14 protein-coding genes are annotated in these 15,533 nt (G+C 66.0%); 8 read left to right on the forward strand and 6 right to left on the reverse strand.

The window, feature by feature from the left end; translation table 11 throughout:
- Positions 1-10 precede the first annotated feature (10 nt).
- Together KPL74_09425 and KPL74_09430 are read right to left on the reverse strand one after the other, a co-directional pair.
- Positions 11-778: a LytTR family DNA-binding domain-containing protein gene (locus tag KPL74_09425; protein ID QWT22216.1), complete on the reverse strand. Its 768-nt coding sequence runs from the start codon at positions 776-778 to the stop codon at positions 11-13.
- Positions 771-2,015 (reverse strand): histidine kinase, encoded by a 1,245-nt coding sequence (locus KPL74_09430; GenBank protein ID QWT22217.1) that lies wholly within the window; start codon positions 2,013-2,015, stop codon positions 771-773. Before KPL74_09430 ends, KPL74_09425 begins: the two co-directional genes overlap by 8 nt.
- 214 nt (positions 2,016-2,229) lie before the next feature.
- Between KPL74_09430 and KPL74_09435 the strand changes: the two genes are divergently transcribed.
- On the forward strand, positions 2,230-2,565 hold the full coding sequence (locus KPL74_09435; protein ID QWT22218.1) for a hypothetical protein: 336 nt from the start codon (positions 2,230-2,232) through the stop codon (positions 2,563-2,565).
- A gap of 70 nt (positions 2,566-2,635) precedes the next feature.
- On the opposite strand, the gene KPL74_09440 is transcribed toward KPL74_09435, so the two are convergent.
- From KPL74_09440 to KPL74_09450, 3 genes are all read right to left on the reverse strand, one after another.
- Entirely contained in the window at positions 2,636-3,565 is a 930-nt protein-coding gene (locus tag KPL74_09440; GenBank protein ID QWT22219.1) for an LD-carboxypeptidase, read from the reverse strand.
- Between the two features lie 143 nt (positions 3,566-3,708).
- Positions 3,709-4,683 carry a helix-turn-helix domain-containing protein gene (locus KPL74_09445; protein QWT22220.1) on the reverse strand — a complete coding sequence of 325 codons (975 nt, stop codon included), beginning with the start codon at positions 4,681-4,683 and terminating at the stop codon, positions 3,709-3,711.
- Positions 4,684-4,917: 234 nt separating this feature from the next.
- Entirely contained in the window at positions 4,918-6,309 is a 1,392-nt protein-coding gene (locus KPL74_09450) for an Hsp70 family protein (GenBank protein QWT22221.1), read from the reverse strand.
- Positions 6,310-6,429: 120 nt separating this feature from the next.
- Between KPL74_09450 and KPL74_09455 the strand changes: the two genes are divergently transcribed.
- A complete protein-coding gene (locus KPL74_09455; protein QWT22222.1) occupies positions 6,430-8,166 on the forward strand; it encodes a M28 family peptidase in 1,737 nt (578 codons plus the stop codon).
- A 95-nt stretch (positions 8,167-8,261) separates the two neighbouring features.
- Here KPL74_09455 and KPL74_09460 read toward each other — a convergent pair whose 3' ends face one another.
- The gene (locus tag KPL74_09460) at positions 8,262-9,716 is read right to left on the reverse strand and encodes an OprO/OprP family phosphate-selective porin (protein ID QWT22223.1); all 1,455 of its coding nucleotides are present in this window, start codon (positions 9,714-9,716) and stop codon (positions 8,262-8,264) included.
- 322 nt (positions 9,717-10,038) lie between these two features.
- Here KPL74_09460 and KPL74_09465 point away from each other — a divergent pair, with 322 nt between their 5' ends.
- From KPL74_09465 to KPL74_09490, 6 genes are all read left to right on the forward strand, one after another.
- Positions 10,039-12,306 carry a TonB-dependent receptor gene (locus KPL74_09465; GenBank protein QWT22224.1) on the forward strand — a complete coding sequence of 756 codons (2,268 nt, stop codon included), beginning with the start codon at positions 10,039-10,041 and terminating at the stop codon, positions 12,304-12,306.
- A 455-nt stretch (positions 12,307-12,761) separates the two neighbouring features.
- Positions 12,762-12,953 (forward strand): hypothetical protein, encoded by a 192-nt coding sequence (locus tag KPL74_09470; GenBank protein ID QWT22225.1) that lies wholly within the window; start codon positions 12,762-12,764, stop codon positions 12,951-12,953.
- A gap of 39 nt (positions 12,954-12,992) precedes the next feature.
- Positions 12,993-13,328, forward strand: coding sequence for a hypothetical protein (locus KPL74_09475; GenBank protein ID QWT22226.1), 336 nt, complete (start codon positions 12,993-12,995; stop codon positions 13,326-13,328).
- Between the two features lie 5 nt (positions 13,329-13,333).
- On the forward strand, positions 13,334-13,708 hold the full coding sequence (locus KPL74_09480) for a GntR family transcriptional regulator (protein QWT22227.1): 375 nt from the start codon (positions 13,334-13,336) through the stop codon (positions 13,706-13,708).
- Positions 13,705-14,562, forward strand: coding sequence for an ABC transporter ATP-binding protein (locus KPL74_09485; GenBank protein ID QWT22228.1), 858 nt, complete (start codon positions 13,705-13,707; stop codon positions 14,560-14,562). The genes KPL74_09480 and KPL74_09485 overlap by 4 nt, the downstream gene beginning before the upstream one ends.
- Complete coding sequence (locus KPL74_09490) at positions 14,559-15,524, forward strand: hypothetical protein (protein QWT22229.1); 966 nt, start codon at positions 14,559-14,561, stop codon at positions 15,522-15,524. Before KPL74_09485 ends, KPL74_09490 begins: the two co-directional genes overlap by 4 nt.
- Positions 15,525-15,533 lie beyond the last annotated feature (9 nt).

The raw sequence follows: 15,533 nt of genomic DNA on the forward strand, positions 1-15,533 counted from the left end.
CTCTCCTTCGTCACATGGCGCGGAAGATGGCCATGAACGGCTGGCTCACGGTGAGGGTTTCCGGTCGGCCGCGCAGGCGCAGGCAACCGCGGCCGCCGTCGTCGCGCTCGACGGAAGCGACCTGGCGCAGGTTCACGATGGTGGATCGGTGGATCTGCCGGAACGTGCGCGGATCCAGTTGCACCAGCAACTCGCGGATCGGCCGGCTGAGCAACGCGTCGCCGTCGGCCGTGGCCACCAGCGTGTATTTGTTGTCCGCGCGGAAATAGATCACGTCCTCGACGAGGATCAGGCGCGTGGCCTTGCCCGTGCTCGCGGTGATCCACGTGAGCGGCTCGTCGGGCGTGCTCTCGAACTGGTCGCGCATGTCCTGGGCCAGCCGGCCGGTGCGACTGGCATGCTTTTCCGCGTCGAGCAGGCGGCTGCGCAGGCGCTCCACGGTTTGCGTCATGCGTTCGGCCGATACCGGCTTGAGCAGGTAATCCACGGCGCCGCGTTCGAAGGCGTCCACGGCGTATTGGTCGTAGGCAGTGATGAACACGACGAGCGTGCGTGGGCTGGCATCGGCCGCCGCGGCGGCCACTTCCATGCCGGTGAGGCCGGGCATGCGGATATCGAGGAAGGCGACGTCGGGCCGGTGTTCGACGATGGCGTCGAGCGCCTCGCCACCGTCTTCGGCGACCGCGACGACCTGTAACTCGGGCCATGCGCGGGCCAGCTCGCGCTGGAGCGCGGCGGACAGCAGCTTCTCGTCCTCGGCGATGATGCACTTAGGCATGGGTGGCCTCCGCCGTCGCGGGCAGGCTGATCGTCGCGGCGACGCCGTTGGGGAAGTTGTTGCCGATGGTGAAATGCGCCGCGCTGCCGTAGGTGAGGCGCAGTCGCTCACGCAGGTTACGCAGGCCGATACCGGTGCCGGCACCATCGGTGCGCAGGCCCATGCCATCGTCGGCCACGGTGAGCGACAGGCCACTGGCATCCCTGCCTGCACGGATCCAGATGCCACCACCGCCGGGCTTCGGTTCCAGGCCGTGCTTGATCGCGTTCTCGACCAGCGTCTGCAGCATCATCGTCGGCATCGGCAGCGGCAGGCATCCCTCGGGCACGTCGACGTGCACGGTCAGGCGATCGCCCATGCGCAGTTGCATGATCTCCAGCCACGCGGTCGAACGCTCGAGCTCCTGGCCGACCGTCGACAGCGAGCCATCGGTTTTCGGCAGCGAGCGACGTAGGTAGTCGATCAGGTGGCCGAGCATCCGGTCGGCGCGTGCGGGGTCCGTGCGAACCAGTTCCTGTGCGCTGGCCAGCGTGTTGTAGAGGAAGTGCGGCTCGACCTGTGCCTGTAACAGCGTGAGCTGCGCGGCGGTGAGCTCCTTTTCCATCGCCGTCTGCCGGGCGTCGGCGCGCTCGCGGCTGTGCCGTTCGGTGATGCGCTGGGTCAGGGCACGCACCAGCGTCTCGACCATTTCAAGTGCAACGCCGCCATCGGGATTGAACCAGTCCGTCCACGCGCCGCTATCCGGCTCGCAGGCGAACAGCACCGTGCAGCCGCCGTCGGCAGGGACCACCGTCGCACTCACCCGCGTGTTGCGCTGGAACGGATCGTGCGGGCGACGCTGCCGCCACGGCACCGACTGCGGCTCGACCATGGCCTGGCGAATCAAGCCACGCACCTGCAAGCCACCACGCACCGCCGCCACGTCCTGGATATCGGGCAGGCCGCGCACGACGCCCTCGACCAGGTCCAGCGTTTCATTCGCGCCATACGGCACTTCCACCCGGCGACGCTGGCGATTGGCCACTGTTTCCGGATCGACCCGGCCAGCAATCGTCTTTACCCGGTAGAGATGCGTCACGCCGCGTGCCAGCGCGAGAAGCAGGCCGACCAGCCACGCCAGCGTGAAGAACCAGGGGAAATCACGCGTCCAGTCGAACGATTCCCACACCACCATGAGGACGCACAACGCGGCCACCCACGCGGCGATGAGGCGTACAAGGAAACGAATGCTGGCCATGCGAGGCACTCCCTTCAGGATGGCGGCGAGCATACGACGGCATGCACGCCACCCGGCGCGCCAGCCGACGAAACGGCACATACGCCGACGAAATCCCGCCATCCGCGCCTGCACCGCGTACCGCGGCGCAGCATGACCTCGGCGGCTTTAGGGTCCATTCTCGGGAAACGGCTTACGCGGTGGGGACCGCAGGCCACGACAAAGGGGCTAATGCATGGCTTTGCTGCTCATCGTTTTCGCTGTCGTCGTACTCGCGATCTACCTCGGCATCCAGCTGTTGCCGAAGAACCATCCGTCCAACTGGCTACTCGGCATCGTCGGCGGTGCCTGCCTCATCCTGGCGTGGTACGCCATCTTCCGTCCGATGCTCATCGCCTCTGGCAGCAGCGACCCGTCGCTGGCCACGCTTGGCCTCACCGCCGCCGGCATCGTCTCGTGCACGCTCGGCATCATCTGCCTCGGCGTCTGCGTCTGGCGCGACCCCGCTCGCTTCTGGATGCTCTCGATCGTCTTCATTGGCGTCATCGGCGCCACGCAAGTCACCGCGTAATCAAGCCGCGCGCCCTACAGCCCACCCCTGTAGGAGCGCGCCCGCGCGCGACCGTCCACCACGCGACCCATCACCCCGCCACGGCCCGGTAACCCCGCGCCGACAGATACGCGTTCCCGTCGCGCACCTCGAGCACGCCCTTCGCACCAAAGGGTAGCGTCCACTTGTCCGGCCCATGGCCAAACGCCAACCCGCGCACCATCGGCAACCCACACGCGACGCTGAAACGCTCCAGCGCATGGTCGATGTCGTAGCCATTGTCGTATTCGCTGACACGCTGGCCGCCCAGGCCGCCGAGCAGGATCGCGCGCTGTCCCGACAACACACCGGCCAGCAAGAGTTCGTAGAGCATCCGCTCGATACGGTAGGCCTGCTCGCCGGTCTCTTCGATGTAGAGAATGCCGTCGTCGACCGTCGGCAGGTACGGCGTACCGACCAGGCTGCATAGCGCCGACAGGTTACCGCCCCACAACGTGCCTTCCACCTGCATCGGCGGCGTGCCCTCGCAGGCCCAGGCGACGTCGGCAACGGGACCCTGCAGGGTTTGCCAGAAATGCCGCCAGGTGGTTTCGCGCAGGTAACCGGCACCGAAATCCTGGACCAGCATCGGGCCATGCAGGCTGCCGATATTGCACTTGGCCAGCAAAGCGCACTGGATGGCGGTGAAGTCGCCATGTCCGACGAACACGCAGGGATCTTGCGCGAAACGTGCTTTCAGGCCGGCGTAGTCGAGCTTGTCCAGCAATGCGATGGCGCCATAGCCGCCACAGATCGCCATGGCGACATCGGGCATGGGTTCATCCGGATCGGCCAGCCGGTTGATGTCGGCGGCGCGTTCGGCATCGCTGCCGGCGAAACGCAGGGCAACGCGGTCGAGGACACTGCCGCCGAGCACGCGGTGCCCGGCGGCTTCCAGACGTTCGACGGCGCGGTGGCAGGCGGCGCGATCTTCTGCGTAACCGGACGGGGCAAGAAGCCGTATATCGAGTCGTTTCGGCATGTGATGCAAGCTAGGACTTGCATTACCAATACCTCTACGCTCGCCGAAAGGCAACCCGAAGTTGCTTCCGTCCCTGCCGACCACCTGCACCACCGCACCACTCCCTGCCGGTCGTCCCTGTCAATCAACAGGCCTGCGTCACATCACAGGTCGTCGATTTCCTCCATGGCGAGGTCATCCGGCACGCTGCGGGTAAGGGTTTCGCGCGGCTGTTCGCCGAACACGCTGCGGTACTTTTCCGCGAAACGCGACAGGTCCCACATGCCACAGCTGAGCGCCACGGACTTGACCGACCGACGCCCCGCTTCCGCGGTAACCAGGCTGCGATGCGCGGTGCACAGGCGCAACATGGCCAGGTAGCGGTTCGGCGGGATGCCGAGCAGGTCGTCGAAGGCGTAACGCAGCCCGCGTTCGCTGGCACCCGCCGCCTGGCAGAGCTCTTGCGAGTAGATATCGCGACGAAGGTTGGCGCGCATGAAGCGCTCCGCCCGTCGCATCACCTGGTAGTGCGCGCGACGGCCACGCGACGCAACCGGGCGATCCTCTGAGGAAGAACTCAACGCAACACGAATGTGTTCGTCGAGCAGGTCTTCCACCGGGTTGAAGCTGGGCTCCTCGCTATCGCGGACGCGATCGCGGATCTGTCGCCATGCACGGCGCAGCGGTTCGGAGGTCACCCCGAACAAACGCAGGCGTTGCGCGGCCATGTCGACATCGGCGTGGTCGGAGGCCATGAAACGGGCCCGGAAGCGGGCATACGGCGCGACCACCAGGGTGAAGCGGGTACCTCGCTCGAACATGAAGTCGGTGGGCGTGCCGCGCAGCAACGTCACCGCCATTTCCGATTCGATGCCTACGCCCTGGCACCAGCTGCGCTCACCGGCTTCATGCAGGTAAACGAGGATGCAGGAGTCGTCGGGCACGGTGAGCGAGCCGCGCACGTCGAAATCCAGGTGGGCCGTGAAGTAGGTGACGCCATCGTGCGTTCGCGAGGCAACGGCGGCCCGAGGTCGCGCGGGGCTGAGCGTGAGCAGGTCGACGTCGCATACGCCGAGCGCTGCGCCCAGGGTAACGAGGTCGAAATCCTCGAGGTCTCGGGCATCGAGAGGCCGCGTCATGCGAGCGCCCTCCATGTCCTGGTGGCGACGCCAACGGCTGCTGTCCTGCCATCGGTCCGGAAACGATCTGTCCACAGTCCCATACGCACCCCCGCGTTATCCAGGTGAGCCCCACGCCCACCCACGCTTGAAACTCCATAGGCGTGATACCGCCCGGAATCGGACGGCCCCCGCCGCTATAACTAACCGTGTAAGGGACGAAATGCCAGCGATTTGTGAAAGTGCCGAATTAGCTTAGGAACGCTCGGAAACATTTGACAGAACTGGCAAAATAGCTGCTTGTGCGAGTCCGGAAACGACACCTAGCGAGGGGTCGCCGTGCACGACCGGGATGCCCGGGAAGCTGGCTGCGACGCGCGCACGAACTTGCGGCGAGCGGGAGGTGCCGCCGGTGAGGAAAATGCTGGTCGGGGCGTCCGCCGCGATGTCGGTTCCGGCGGTGGCGAGCAGGCGCGCCATGCGGTCGAGGAAGTCTTCCGAGGCCGCGTCGAAATCGGCCGACACGGCCGCACTGGCCAGGCCGGGCTCGATGAAGTCCAGCGCGGCCGAGGCCTCGCCTGCGCCGGAAAGCTCGATTTTCATGCGCTCCGCGGACTGGTTCAGCCGCGTAGTCGCACCCGTGCCCTGCAACGCACGCAGGCGCGACGCGAAAGGCTCATCGACCATCTTGTAGTCCTGCCTGCGGAATTCGCGCTGTTTCGGAAGGTTGTGCACGCTCGCCGCTTCCACGAAATGGTGCACGGGCACCCCCGACACATCCTTGCCGAACAGCGGCATGAAGCTGTGCAGGCTCATCCCCACGTCCAGGTCGGTGCCGCCGCGCGGCAAGCCCCAGCTGCGATGCATCACCGGCGCCTCGCCGGCGCCGAGCTCGGCATAGGCCACGTCGGTCGTACCGCCGCCGATGTCGACGATGAGGGCGCGCTGCCGCTCCGCCAGGGACAGGTGGTAGTGCATGGCCGCCGCCGCCGGCTCTTCCAGGAACGAGACCGCGTCGAACCCGGCCACGCCCGCGGCTTCGCGCAGGATGCCCAGGGCCTGGTCGCCACCGGCCGGGCCCATCGAACTGCGGAACTCCACGGGGCGGCCAATGACCGCCTCGCGCACCGGGGTGCCGAACTGGCGGGTCGCGACCAGCCGGACGTGCTCGAGGATGTGTGCCGCGATGCTGACGATGGTCTTGCGCACGCGGCTGTCCAGCTTGAAGCCGAACATGGACTTGGGCGATTCGATCAGGTTGCCGGTGCCCTCTTCGAGGTAGGCCTCGACGGCTTCCTCGCCGAACAGGGCGTCCTGGAAGCTGGCCACCGACGAGGAAGCCTCGCGGATCCGCTCCTCCATCCACTGGCGGCGGACGATCCGGATCGCGTCCCGGCGCACGTCGCGCTCGGCGCGCGGGCTGCGTCCCGTGCGGCGCTCGTCGGCGCGGGTGCTGCGCACGATCGCGTCCACCTCGGCCTCGAGCACGGGGGTCAGGACGAAGTCGTCGAAGTCCGGGACCACCTCTGGGAAGAACACGGCGGTGCGGAACTGGCGTTCGTCGCCGAAGCGGACCAGCTGCAACTGGCCGTCCACGATGGCCGCTGCCGCGGAATAGCTGGTGCCGAAGTCGATGCCGATGCGCATGGAATGGGTCTTCTGGGCGGCGAAAAGCCGACCATTATGACCTGCCTGCGTATCAGGCGACAGCGGGACGGATGCGGCTACACTCAGGATCCGAGCCACTGACGCCGGGGATCCCCACCGATGCGCCGTATTGCCCTCGCCTGCCTGTCCGCCCTTGCGCTGGCGGCCTGCCACTCCCACGACGACGACAAGGCCGCGCCGGCCGCCGCCTCCACGGCGCCCGCGAAGCCAGCCACCTCGCCGCCCCCGCCCCTGCCGGCGGTGGCCAACGAGAAGCACGATTTCACCCCGGAGATCACCGCCGGCGACTTCGCGGCGCACCTGCGGGTCATTTCCTCGGACGAGTACGACGGCCGCAAACCCGGCACGCTCGGCGAGCGGCTGACCACCAACTACATCATCGAGCAGTTCAAGCGCATGGGCCTGGAGCCCGGCAACAAGGGTGAGTGGGTGCAGACCGTCCCGGCGGTGTCCACCGAGCTCACCGGCCAGGACAGCCTGAAACTCAACGTCGCCGAAGGCGGCGGGACCGAGGCGTTCGCGTTTGGCACCGACATGGTGGTGGGTACCCTGCAGGCGAAGTCCGACGTGGAGTTGAAGGACTCCGACATCGTCTTCGCCGGTTACGGCGTGGACGCGCCCGAAGCGCAGTGGAACGACTTCGACGGCGTGGACGTCAAGGGCAAGACCCTGGTTGTACTGGTCAACGACCCGGGCTGGGACGGCAACGATCCGAAGCTGTTCAAGGGTCGCGAGATGACCTACTACGGTCGCTGGACCTACAAGTTCGAAGAAGCGGCCCGCCAGGGCGCGGCGGCTGTGTTCATCGTCCACCAGACCGAGCCCGCCGCGTACGGCTGGAACGTCGTGCAGAGCGGCTGGACCACGCCGCGCCTCGACCTGCCCGCCAGCGAAGATCCGGCACCGCGCGTGCCGGTCGCGGGGTGGCTCACCCACGAGGCCGCCCAGCGCCTGTTCGCAAAGGCGGGCAAGAACTTCGACGACCTGGCGAAACAGGCCGGCGTGCGCGGCTTCAAGGCCGTGCCCCTCGATGCGAAGGCCAACATCGAACTGCACAGCAACATCAGCCATTCGCTGAGCAACAACGTGATCGGCATGGTCAAAGGCAGCGACAAGCCCGACGAGGCCGTGGTGTACACCGCGCACTGGGACCACCTGGGGCACGATGCGAACCTCAAGGGCCACCAGATCTACAACGGCGCGGTCGACAACGGCACGGGCATCGCCGCCCTGCTGGAGATCGCGGGCAAGTTCGCCCAGGACAAGCCGAAGCGGACCGTGGTGTTCGCCGCGGTGACGATGGAAGAATCCGGCCTGCTCGGCTCGCAGTATTACGTCGCGCACCCGCCCTTCCCGCTCAACAAGACCGTCGCCGACATCAACATGGATGCGCTGCCGATCACCGGGCCGACGAAGGACATGAAGGTCACCGGGCTTGGCCAGGGCACGCTGGAAGACACGCTGACCGAGGTGCTCAAGGCCGATGGCCGCGTCGTCAGCGGCGACGATACCCCGGAAAAAGGCCACTATTTCCGCTCGGACCACTTCAACTTCGCCAAGGCCGGCGTGCCCGCCCTTGCGGCCGGTAGCGGCATCGACATGGTCACCGGCGGCAAGGCGGCCGGCCGCGCCGCCGACGAGGACTACACGAAGAACCGCTACCACCAGCCCACCGACGTCTACGACATGCGCTGGGATTTCACCGGCGTGATGCAGAACGTCATGGCCTATTACAAGGTCGGCGAAAAGCTGGCCGACAGCGACGAATGGCCCACGTGGAAAGATGGCAGCGAGTTCAAGGCCATCCGCGAAAAGTCATTGGCGAAAAAGAAGTAACTGTAGGAGCGCGCCTGCGCGCGACAGGGTTTCGCGATGAAAAGCAGTGTTTGCATGTCATCGCGAGACGCTGTCGCGCGCAGGCGCGCTCCTACTCAGTAGTTCACCTGCAGCTGCACGCGCACCAGCTTGCCGTCGATCCGCTTGTACGGGGCCGCGCTGACATCGGTCCTGCGCATGTTGGCGAAGGCCACGGCCAGCTCCACCGCGCTGGACGGCTGCCATTCCACGCCGGCTTCCAGCTCGTCGACCTCCATCTTCGGTGCATTGGTGTCGAACTTCGCCGCACCGCGATAGGTCTGCCACTTCGCGTACGGGATCAGCGCACCGAGGCCACCGTCGATCTTGTACATCAGCTGCGCATAGCCGCCGCGCAGTGACTTCGTGCGGATGACGCGGCGGGCGACGTCGAGCTCCGGGCCCTTGCCCACGGTCCACTCCGCCTGGAAGCCGAACGGCTGCGGGTAATACACCACGTGCGCGGCGACGCGGCGATCGGTGGATCCTTCCTCCGGGGCATCGACCGTCGGCGTGAACGTGCTGCCGTTGATCGCCGCCGAGCCGGTGGTCACGACATAGCGGCCGGTGTACGCGTCGGCACCCACTTCGAGGTACTGCCCGTTGGCGAACTTGAACGGGTAGGAGAAGTGCACGACGGTGTGCAGCTGGTCATTGCGATCCGGTCGGTTGGCGCCCTGCCCGTTGTAGACGCCCAGGCCGAACATGCCGTAGTCGCCCGAGCCCTTCAGGCCGGACTTCTGCAGGTAGGCGAAACGCTCTTTCACCGTGGCCGGGGTCCAGTACGCAAAGACACCGAGGTCGCGCTCGTCGCGCACGCCGGAATTCAGCGCGTCGGCACGATCCAGCGCGATGCGGTTCTGGCTCGACTGCAGGTCTTCCCAGCCGTACGGCACCTTCGACTGGCCGGCGCGGATACGCCAGGTCTTTTCCTTGTCCAGCCAGAGATCGGCGTAGGCATCGCGCAGCTGGGCGAAGTTGGTCGTGCTCGAGCCCGACGGCGTGCTGGCGAGGTCGGGCTGGATGTAGATCGACATCTTGTCGGTCACGTCGCCGCTGATCACCACGCGTGCGCGGCGGATACCGAAGCCCTGGTCACGGCCGATGAAGCGATCGCCTGGCGATTTCAGGTCCTTCGCGCCGTCATCCAGGCCCTGGTTGTAGCGCATCTGCACGTAGCCGCGGATCGCAAGCTTCTCGTACCAGGCCTTGGACGACGACGATGCCGACGGCTTCGCGACCGCGACGGCCGGGGCACCCACGGCCGATGTCCCGCCCGCTGTCGGCGCCCCCGCGTGCGGGGTCGCAGCGGGCGCAGTGGGCACGGCCGTGGCCGCCGTCGCGGTGGCCGGCGCGGCCTCGTCCGACGCCTGCACGAACTTGCCGAGCCGCTGACGGCCCGGGCCGGGCTCCGCAAAGATCTGCCGGGTCGTCGTATCCACGTAAAGCTCGATCGCCGCCTGCGGGGCGCCCTCGGCGGCCGCGGTACCGCACATCGTCCAGAAGGCGGCGGCCAGGGGAAGTCGTTTCATGGCAGGACTGCTCCGAAATATCTGAGGAAGTGGTTGAGAAAATACTCAAACGTCGGCGATAGCGATGCTATCGGCGCGCAACGTGTCGAATTGGTCGACAGGCCGGCACGTTAGCCAGCGCCCATGTCACTTCCGTGACACCTACGAATCGCAAGGAAAAGGCGCTGTTACATGCGGGCAACACTTCCGTCATGAGCCCGTCACGGGGATAATTTGCGAAGCTCGGGCCTCGCCAGGGGATTTGGCACCGTACGAACGGTTCGTACGTTGGCGAGGCTCGTTTTCCTTCCCAAGTACCCCCACCCAGGCGGAAACCATCACCATGTCCCATGCCAGCACGCGCCGCATGCCGCGTCGCCTCGCCATTGCCCTGAGCATCGCCACCGTCCTTGCGGCCGGTTCGGCATTCGCCCAGGACGCCACGCAGGCCACTGCCCCGGCGAACAAGGCCAAGTCGGCCACCCTCGAGACCGTCACCGTTACCGCTGAAAAGCGCACGGAAGACCTGCAGAAGGTGCCCATCTCCATGACCGTGCTGACCAGCGAAAAGCTGGAAGCCTTCGGCCAGGCCGGCGACGGCGTGCTCCAGCTCGCCTCGCGCGCACCCAGCGTCTACGCCGAAACGTCCTACGGCCGTGAGTTCCCGCGCTTCTACATCCGCGGCCTCGGCAACAGCGACTTCGACCTCAACGCATCGCAGCCGGTATCGATGGTCTACGACGACATCGTGCAGGAGAACCCGATCCTGAAGGGCTTCCCGCTGTTCGACCTCGAGCAGGTCGAAGTGCTGCGTGGTCCGCAGGGCACCCTGTTCGGCCGTAACTCGCCCGCGGGCGTCATCAAGTTTGAGTCGCGCAAGCCGACCCAGGAGACCGAGGGCTACGCCCGCGTGTCCTACGGCTCGTACGGCACGGCCAACGCCGAAGCCGCGATCGGCGGCAAGCTGGCCAGCAACTGGGCCGGCCGCGTGTCGGCCCTCGCCCAGCACCGGGACGGCTGGATCGACAACGACTACAGCGGCAAGAAGGACGACCTCGGCGGCTACAACGATCGCGCCGTGCGCCTGCAGGCCCTGTACAAGGCTACCGACGACTTCGACGCGCTGATCAACGTGCACGCGCGCTGGCTCGACGGTAGCGCCATGGTCAACCGCGCCGACGCGATCACCCCGGGCAGCAACCAGTTCGTCCAGGGCTTCGACCGCGACTCGGTCTCGCAGGACGGTAACAACAAGCAGCACCTGTTCACCTGGGGCAGCAACCTGCACCTGAACTGGCACTTCGGCGACCTTAACTTCGCGTCGATCACCGGCCTCGAGCGTGCGACCACCTACAGCCTGGGCGACGTGGACGGCGGCTACGACGCCTCCGAAACGCCGGCCAAGGCGAGCTACACCAACCGCACCACCCCGTTCTACTCTGAGACGGCCGACGCGCTGCCGAAGGACCGCCAGATCACCCAGGAATTCCGCCTGTCGAACGACAACGCGGAGCGCCTGAAGTGGCAGGTCGGTACCTACTACTTCGACGAAGACATCGCGATCACCAACTTCTCGTACGACACGCTCAACAACCACGTGCTGAACGGCTGGGTCGACCAGAGCCAGCGCACGAAGGCGTATGCGTTGTTCGGTTCGGCCGACTTCAACTTCACCGACACGTTCGACGTCCGCGCCGGCGCGCGCTGGTCGCACGACAAGCGTGACTTCAAGGCGACCCGCTTCCTCGGCTTCACCGGCCCGGTGGGCCCGCTCACGTCCGACCCGACCGACTCGCGCTGGAGCGGCGACCTGACCGGCACGTGGCAGCTGAGCAAGAACTCCAACGTCTATGCCCGCGTCGCCAACGGCTTCCGCGCGCCCAGCGTGCAGGGCCGCATCAACTTCGCCAACAGCATCTCGACGGCCAAGCCCGAGACGATCACCTCGTATGAAGTGGGCTACAAGTCCACCTCGGACGACAACAAGATCCGTTTCAACGCCGACGTCTACAAGTACAACATGCACAACCAGCAGCTGACCGCCGTGGGCGGCAGCAGCAACGTCACCGAGCTGATCAACGCGAAGAAGACCGAAGGCTACGGCGCCGAGTTCGACCTCGAGGCTTACCTGACCCCGCAGTTCTACATGACCGCTGGCGGCAGCTATAACCACACCGAGCTGAAGGACCACGACCTGGCCGTCGCTCCCTGCGGCGGTGGCTGCACCGTGATCGATCCGCTGAACGCCTCGGGCAATGCGCTGATCAACGGCAACACGCTGCCCAATGCACCGAAGTGGATCGGCACCTGGACGGCCCGCTACGGCATCCCGTACGGCGAAAGCGGCGAGTTCTTCGTCTACACCGACTGGAACTACCGCAGCGAAGTGAATTTCTTCCTGTACGACTCGGAAGAGTTCAAGAGCAAGCCGTTCCTGGAAGGCGGCGTGCGCGTCGGCTACAACTGGGACTTCGGTAAGCGCGAAGTCGCTCTCTACGGCCGCAACATCACCAACAAGAAGGTGATCACGGGCGGCATCGACTTCAACAATCGCACCGCCTTCGTCAACGACCCGCGCATCATCGGCGTCGAGTTCCGCGCGGAGCTTTAAAGCCAGGCGTTGAGGCAAGGAAAAAGGCCGCGAGCGATCGCGGCCTTTTTTTGCGCCTGTAGGTTGAGGGAGGCGCGGGTGGGAAGGCCCTTGGGGCCGACATTGAGCAGAGGGCCGCTCAGTCCACGGTTTTCGCCCCAGTGAGGCTACGGCCCGGTCCGCAGGACTGCGATTGGCGGCCCCAAGGGCCTGCCCGCCTCCGCCTCCGCTCGCGCCACCCCGCCCGGCAATGTTGCGGCAACGCTGGGGCACGCCAATGGGCGGCGCCTTGCAACCCTTTGGCGGGGTGCCGCATCCGAAGGGGTGCCCGGACCGCTACCGCACCACCACACCCCCGGACCCGGCATAGGCCATAAGTCATATGGAAATCCAAGAGATTTTTCTTGACGACTCAAAATCTGGTGTTATAGTTCACTACAACACCGGTCACCCAGACCACTACTGGAGAGAGCACCATGAAAACCCTGAACAGCCTCAACTACGTCGCCCTGGCCGCCTCCCTCGCCATCGCCTTCGCCGCCCTCGGCATGTTCCACGCCAGCACGTTCGCCGTCGCACCGCTGAGTGAGATCAACGGCACCCACGTCACCGACCTCGCCCCCGTCGTCGTCTACGCCGACGAAGGCACCAGCGTCGCCTCCCTGTAACCCAACGCCACACGCAGCAAACGTCATCGGAGTCGCCCCATGAAAGCGCCGAACCTGATCGCCCTGACCGCTTCCTTCCTGATTGCCGGCACGAGCGTGTTCGCCCTGCGCTCCTTCGATGACCGCGCCACCGCGATGGTCGCCGCGCCGCACTTCGTCAACGGCATCCGTGTCGTCGACCTGCCTTCACTCGAAGTGCGGCCCACCGCCGCCGACGTGCGCGAAGCCGCCCAGCTGGGCGAAGCCACCCTGGATTCAGCCGCTGATGCCCTGCGGCGTAGCGCGGAAGATCGCGCCGCCGCACTGATCAGCGCACAGCTCGCCATGCCCTACTATTCGTTTGGCAACGCACTGCGCCATTCGGCGAAGGATTGAACTACATGTCCATCACCTGGAACGACAGCGTCCCGATCTACCGCCAGCTCCGCGAACGCGTGGTGGCGATGATCCTGGACGGCGCCTTGAACGAAGGCGACCCGCTGCCGTCGGTACGCCAGGTCGCGGGGGATTTCCAAATCAACCCGTTGACCGTTTCGAAGGCGTACCAGGAGCTGGTCGACGAACAACTGGTTGAGAAACGGAGGGGTCTTGGCATGTTCGTGATCGATGGAGCGCGCGACGCGCTGCTCAAGAGTGAAAGGGAGCGCTTCCTGCGCGAAGAATGGCCGGCGCTGTTTGCCCGCCTGCAGCGCATGGGCCTCGACCTCAAAACCCTGATGCGCGAGGCCAATGGCTCCGCGGAGGACGCGTCATGACTGCGGTCGTCACTGCCAACGGCCTGACCAAGCGCTACAAGAGCGGCGCTGCCCTGGATGGCGCCAGCTTCCAGATCGAAGCAGGCCGCATCGTGGGCCTGATCGGCCCGAACGGCGCCGGCAAGACCACCGCCCTGAAGGCGATCCTCGGCCTGACGCAGTTCGATGGCGAGCTGAGCGTGCTCGGCCTGGATCCGCGCAAGGATCGCGGCAAGCTGATGGAACAGGTCTGCTTCATCGCCGACGTCGCCGTGCTGCCGCGCTGGCTGAAAGTGCGCGACGCCGTCGACTTCGTCGCCAACACCCACCCGCGTTTCGACCGCGCCAAGTGCGACGCCTTCCTGGCCCGCACGAAGCTGCAGCCGCAACAGAAGGTGAAGCAGCTGTCCAAGGGCATGATCGTCCAGCTCCACCTGGCGCTGGTGATGTCCATCGACGCCAGGCTGCTGGTGCTGGACGAACCCACGCTGGGCCTGGACATCCTCTATCGCAAGCAGTTCTACCAGTCGCTGCTCGAAGACTACTTCGACGAGGAGAAGACCATCATCGTCACCACGCACCAGGTCGAGGAGATCGAACACATCCTCACCGACCTGATGTTCATCCGCGACGGCAAGATCGTGCTCGACACCGACATGGAAAGCCTGGGCGAGCGCTTCGCGGAAGTGCTGGTCAACGCCGAACTGGCCGCCGCCGCCCGCCAGCTCAATCCGCTGGACGAGCGACAGGTGTTCGGCAAGAGCATCTTCCTCTTCGACAACGTCAGCCGCCCGCAGCTGGAAAGCCTCGGTGAGGTGCGGCGCCCGTCGATCGGCGACCTGTTCGTCGCCACCATGAAGGGTACCTACGCATGAAAAGCTTCTACTGGCTGGTGAAGCGCGAATTCTGGGAACACAAGGGCGGCTTCTTCACCGCGCCCATCGTGGCCGGCATCGTCGCGCTGGTGCTCAATGTCATGCTGTTGATCACCGCCGAGGTGCTGGGCCGTCGCTGGGCCGGCGTCGGGACGGGCGACAGCTTCCACACCAACTTCGAAGGTGCGTTCAACGGTGGCAACCTGGCCCAGGCCGGCGCCGTGCTCGACATGACGCTGTACGGGGTGACCTTCCTGCTGCTGGGGATCATGGCCATCGTGGTGTTCTTCTACTGCCTTGGCGCCCTGTACGACGACCGTCGCGACCGCAGCATCCTGTTCTGGAAGTCGCTGCCGCTGTCGGATACGTCCACCGTGTTGTCGAAGGCTGTCAGCGCCGTGTTCCTCGCCCCGGCCATCGCCGTGGTCACGGGTGTCATCGCTGGCCTGCTGCTGATGATCGTGGTCGCCATCTTCGCTACGTTCCACGGCGTGCCGGCCTGGCGCCTGCTGGTCGAGGCCCATCCGTTCCGCGTCGTGTTCACCCTGCTCCTGCTGCTGCCGCTGTACGCCATCTGGGCGCTGCCGACCCTCGGCTGGCTGCTGCTCTGCTCGGCCTGGGCACGTAGCAAGCCGATCCTCTGGGCCCTGGCCCTGCCCACCGCCGCGGGCATCGTGGTCAGCTGGTTCGGCGTGATGGGTATCTTCAACCGCAACAGCAGCTGGTTCTGGACGAACGTCGTGGGTCGCCTGCTGGGTAGTCTCATCCCCGGCGGCTGGGTCGGCCAGACCTCGCCGATCATGATCCCGGGACATGACGACCCGGCCGCGGTGCTCAACGCCCTGGACCTGTCCTACCACTACAGCGCGCTGGCCAATCCCTCGACCTGGATCGGCGCACTGGCAGGCATCGCGATGATCGCCGGTGCCATCTGGTTCCGCCGCTGGCGCGACGATTCCTGATCGACCACA

The organism is Bacillus sp. NP157, assembly GCA_018889975.1.
Lineage (GTDB): Bacteria > Pseudomonadota > Gammaproteobacteria > Xanthomonadales > Rhodanobacteraceae > Luteibacter.

Bases quoted from the DNA above. Each gene is read 5' to 3' on its own strand.
- KPL74_09425 (QWT22216.1), bottom strand. From the start codon at position 778: ATGCCTAAGTGCATCATCGCCGAGGACGAGAAGCTGCTGTCCGCCGCG.
- KPL74_09450 (QWT22221.1), bottom strand. From the start codon at position 6,309: ATGCGCATCGGCATCGACTTCGGCACCAGCTATTCCGCGGCAGCGGCC.
- KPL74_09485 (QWT22228.1), top strand. From the start codon at position 13,705: ATGACTGCGGTCGTCACTGCCAACGGCCTGACCAAGCGCTACAAGAGC.
- KPL74_09435 (QWT22218.1), top strand. From the start codon at position 2,230: ATGGCTTTGCTGCTCATCGTTTTCGCTGTCGTCGTACTCGCGATCTAC.
- KPL74_09440 (QWT22219.1), bottom strand. From the start codon at position 3,565: ATGCCGAAACGACTCGATATACGGCTTCTTGCCCCGTCCGGTTACGCA.
- KPL74_09480 (QWT22227.1), top strand. From the start codon at position 13,334: ATGTCCATCACCTGGAACGACAGCGTCCCGATCTACCGCCAGCTCCGC.
- KPL74_09430 (QWT22217.1), bottom strand. From the start codon at position 2,015: ATGGCCAGCATTCGTTTCCTTGTACGCCTCATCGCCGCGTGGGTGGCC.
- KPL74_09465 (QWT22224.1), top strand. From the start codon at position 10,039: ATGTCCCATGCCAGCACGCGCCGCATGCCGCGTCGCCTCGCCATTGCC.
- KPL74_09455 (QWT22222.1), top strand. From the start codon at position 6,430: ATGCGCCGTATTGCCCTCGCCTGCCTGTCCGCCCTTGCGCTGGCGGCC.
- KPL74_09460 (QWT22223.1), bottom strand. From the start codon at position 9,716: ATGAAACGACTTCCCCTGGCCGCCGCCTTCTGGACGATGTGCGGTACC.
- KPL74_09475 (QWT22226.1), top strand. From the start codon at position 12,993: ATGAAAGCGCCGAACCTGATCGCCCTGACCGCTTCCTTCCTGATTGCC.
- KPL74_09470 (QWT22225.1), top strand. From the start codon at position 12,762: ATGAAAACCCTGAACAGCCTCAACTACGTCGCCCTGGCCGCCTCCCTC.
- KPL74_09490 (QWT22229.1), top strand. From the start codon at position 14,559: ATGAAAAGCTTCTACTGGCTGGTGAAGCGCGAATTCTGGGAACACAAG.
- KPL74_09445 (QWT22220.1), bottom strand. From the start codon at position 4,683: ATGACGCGGCCTCTCGATGCCCGAGACCTCGAGGATTTCGACCTCGTT.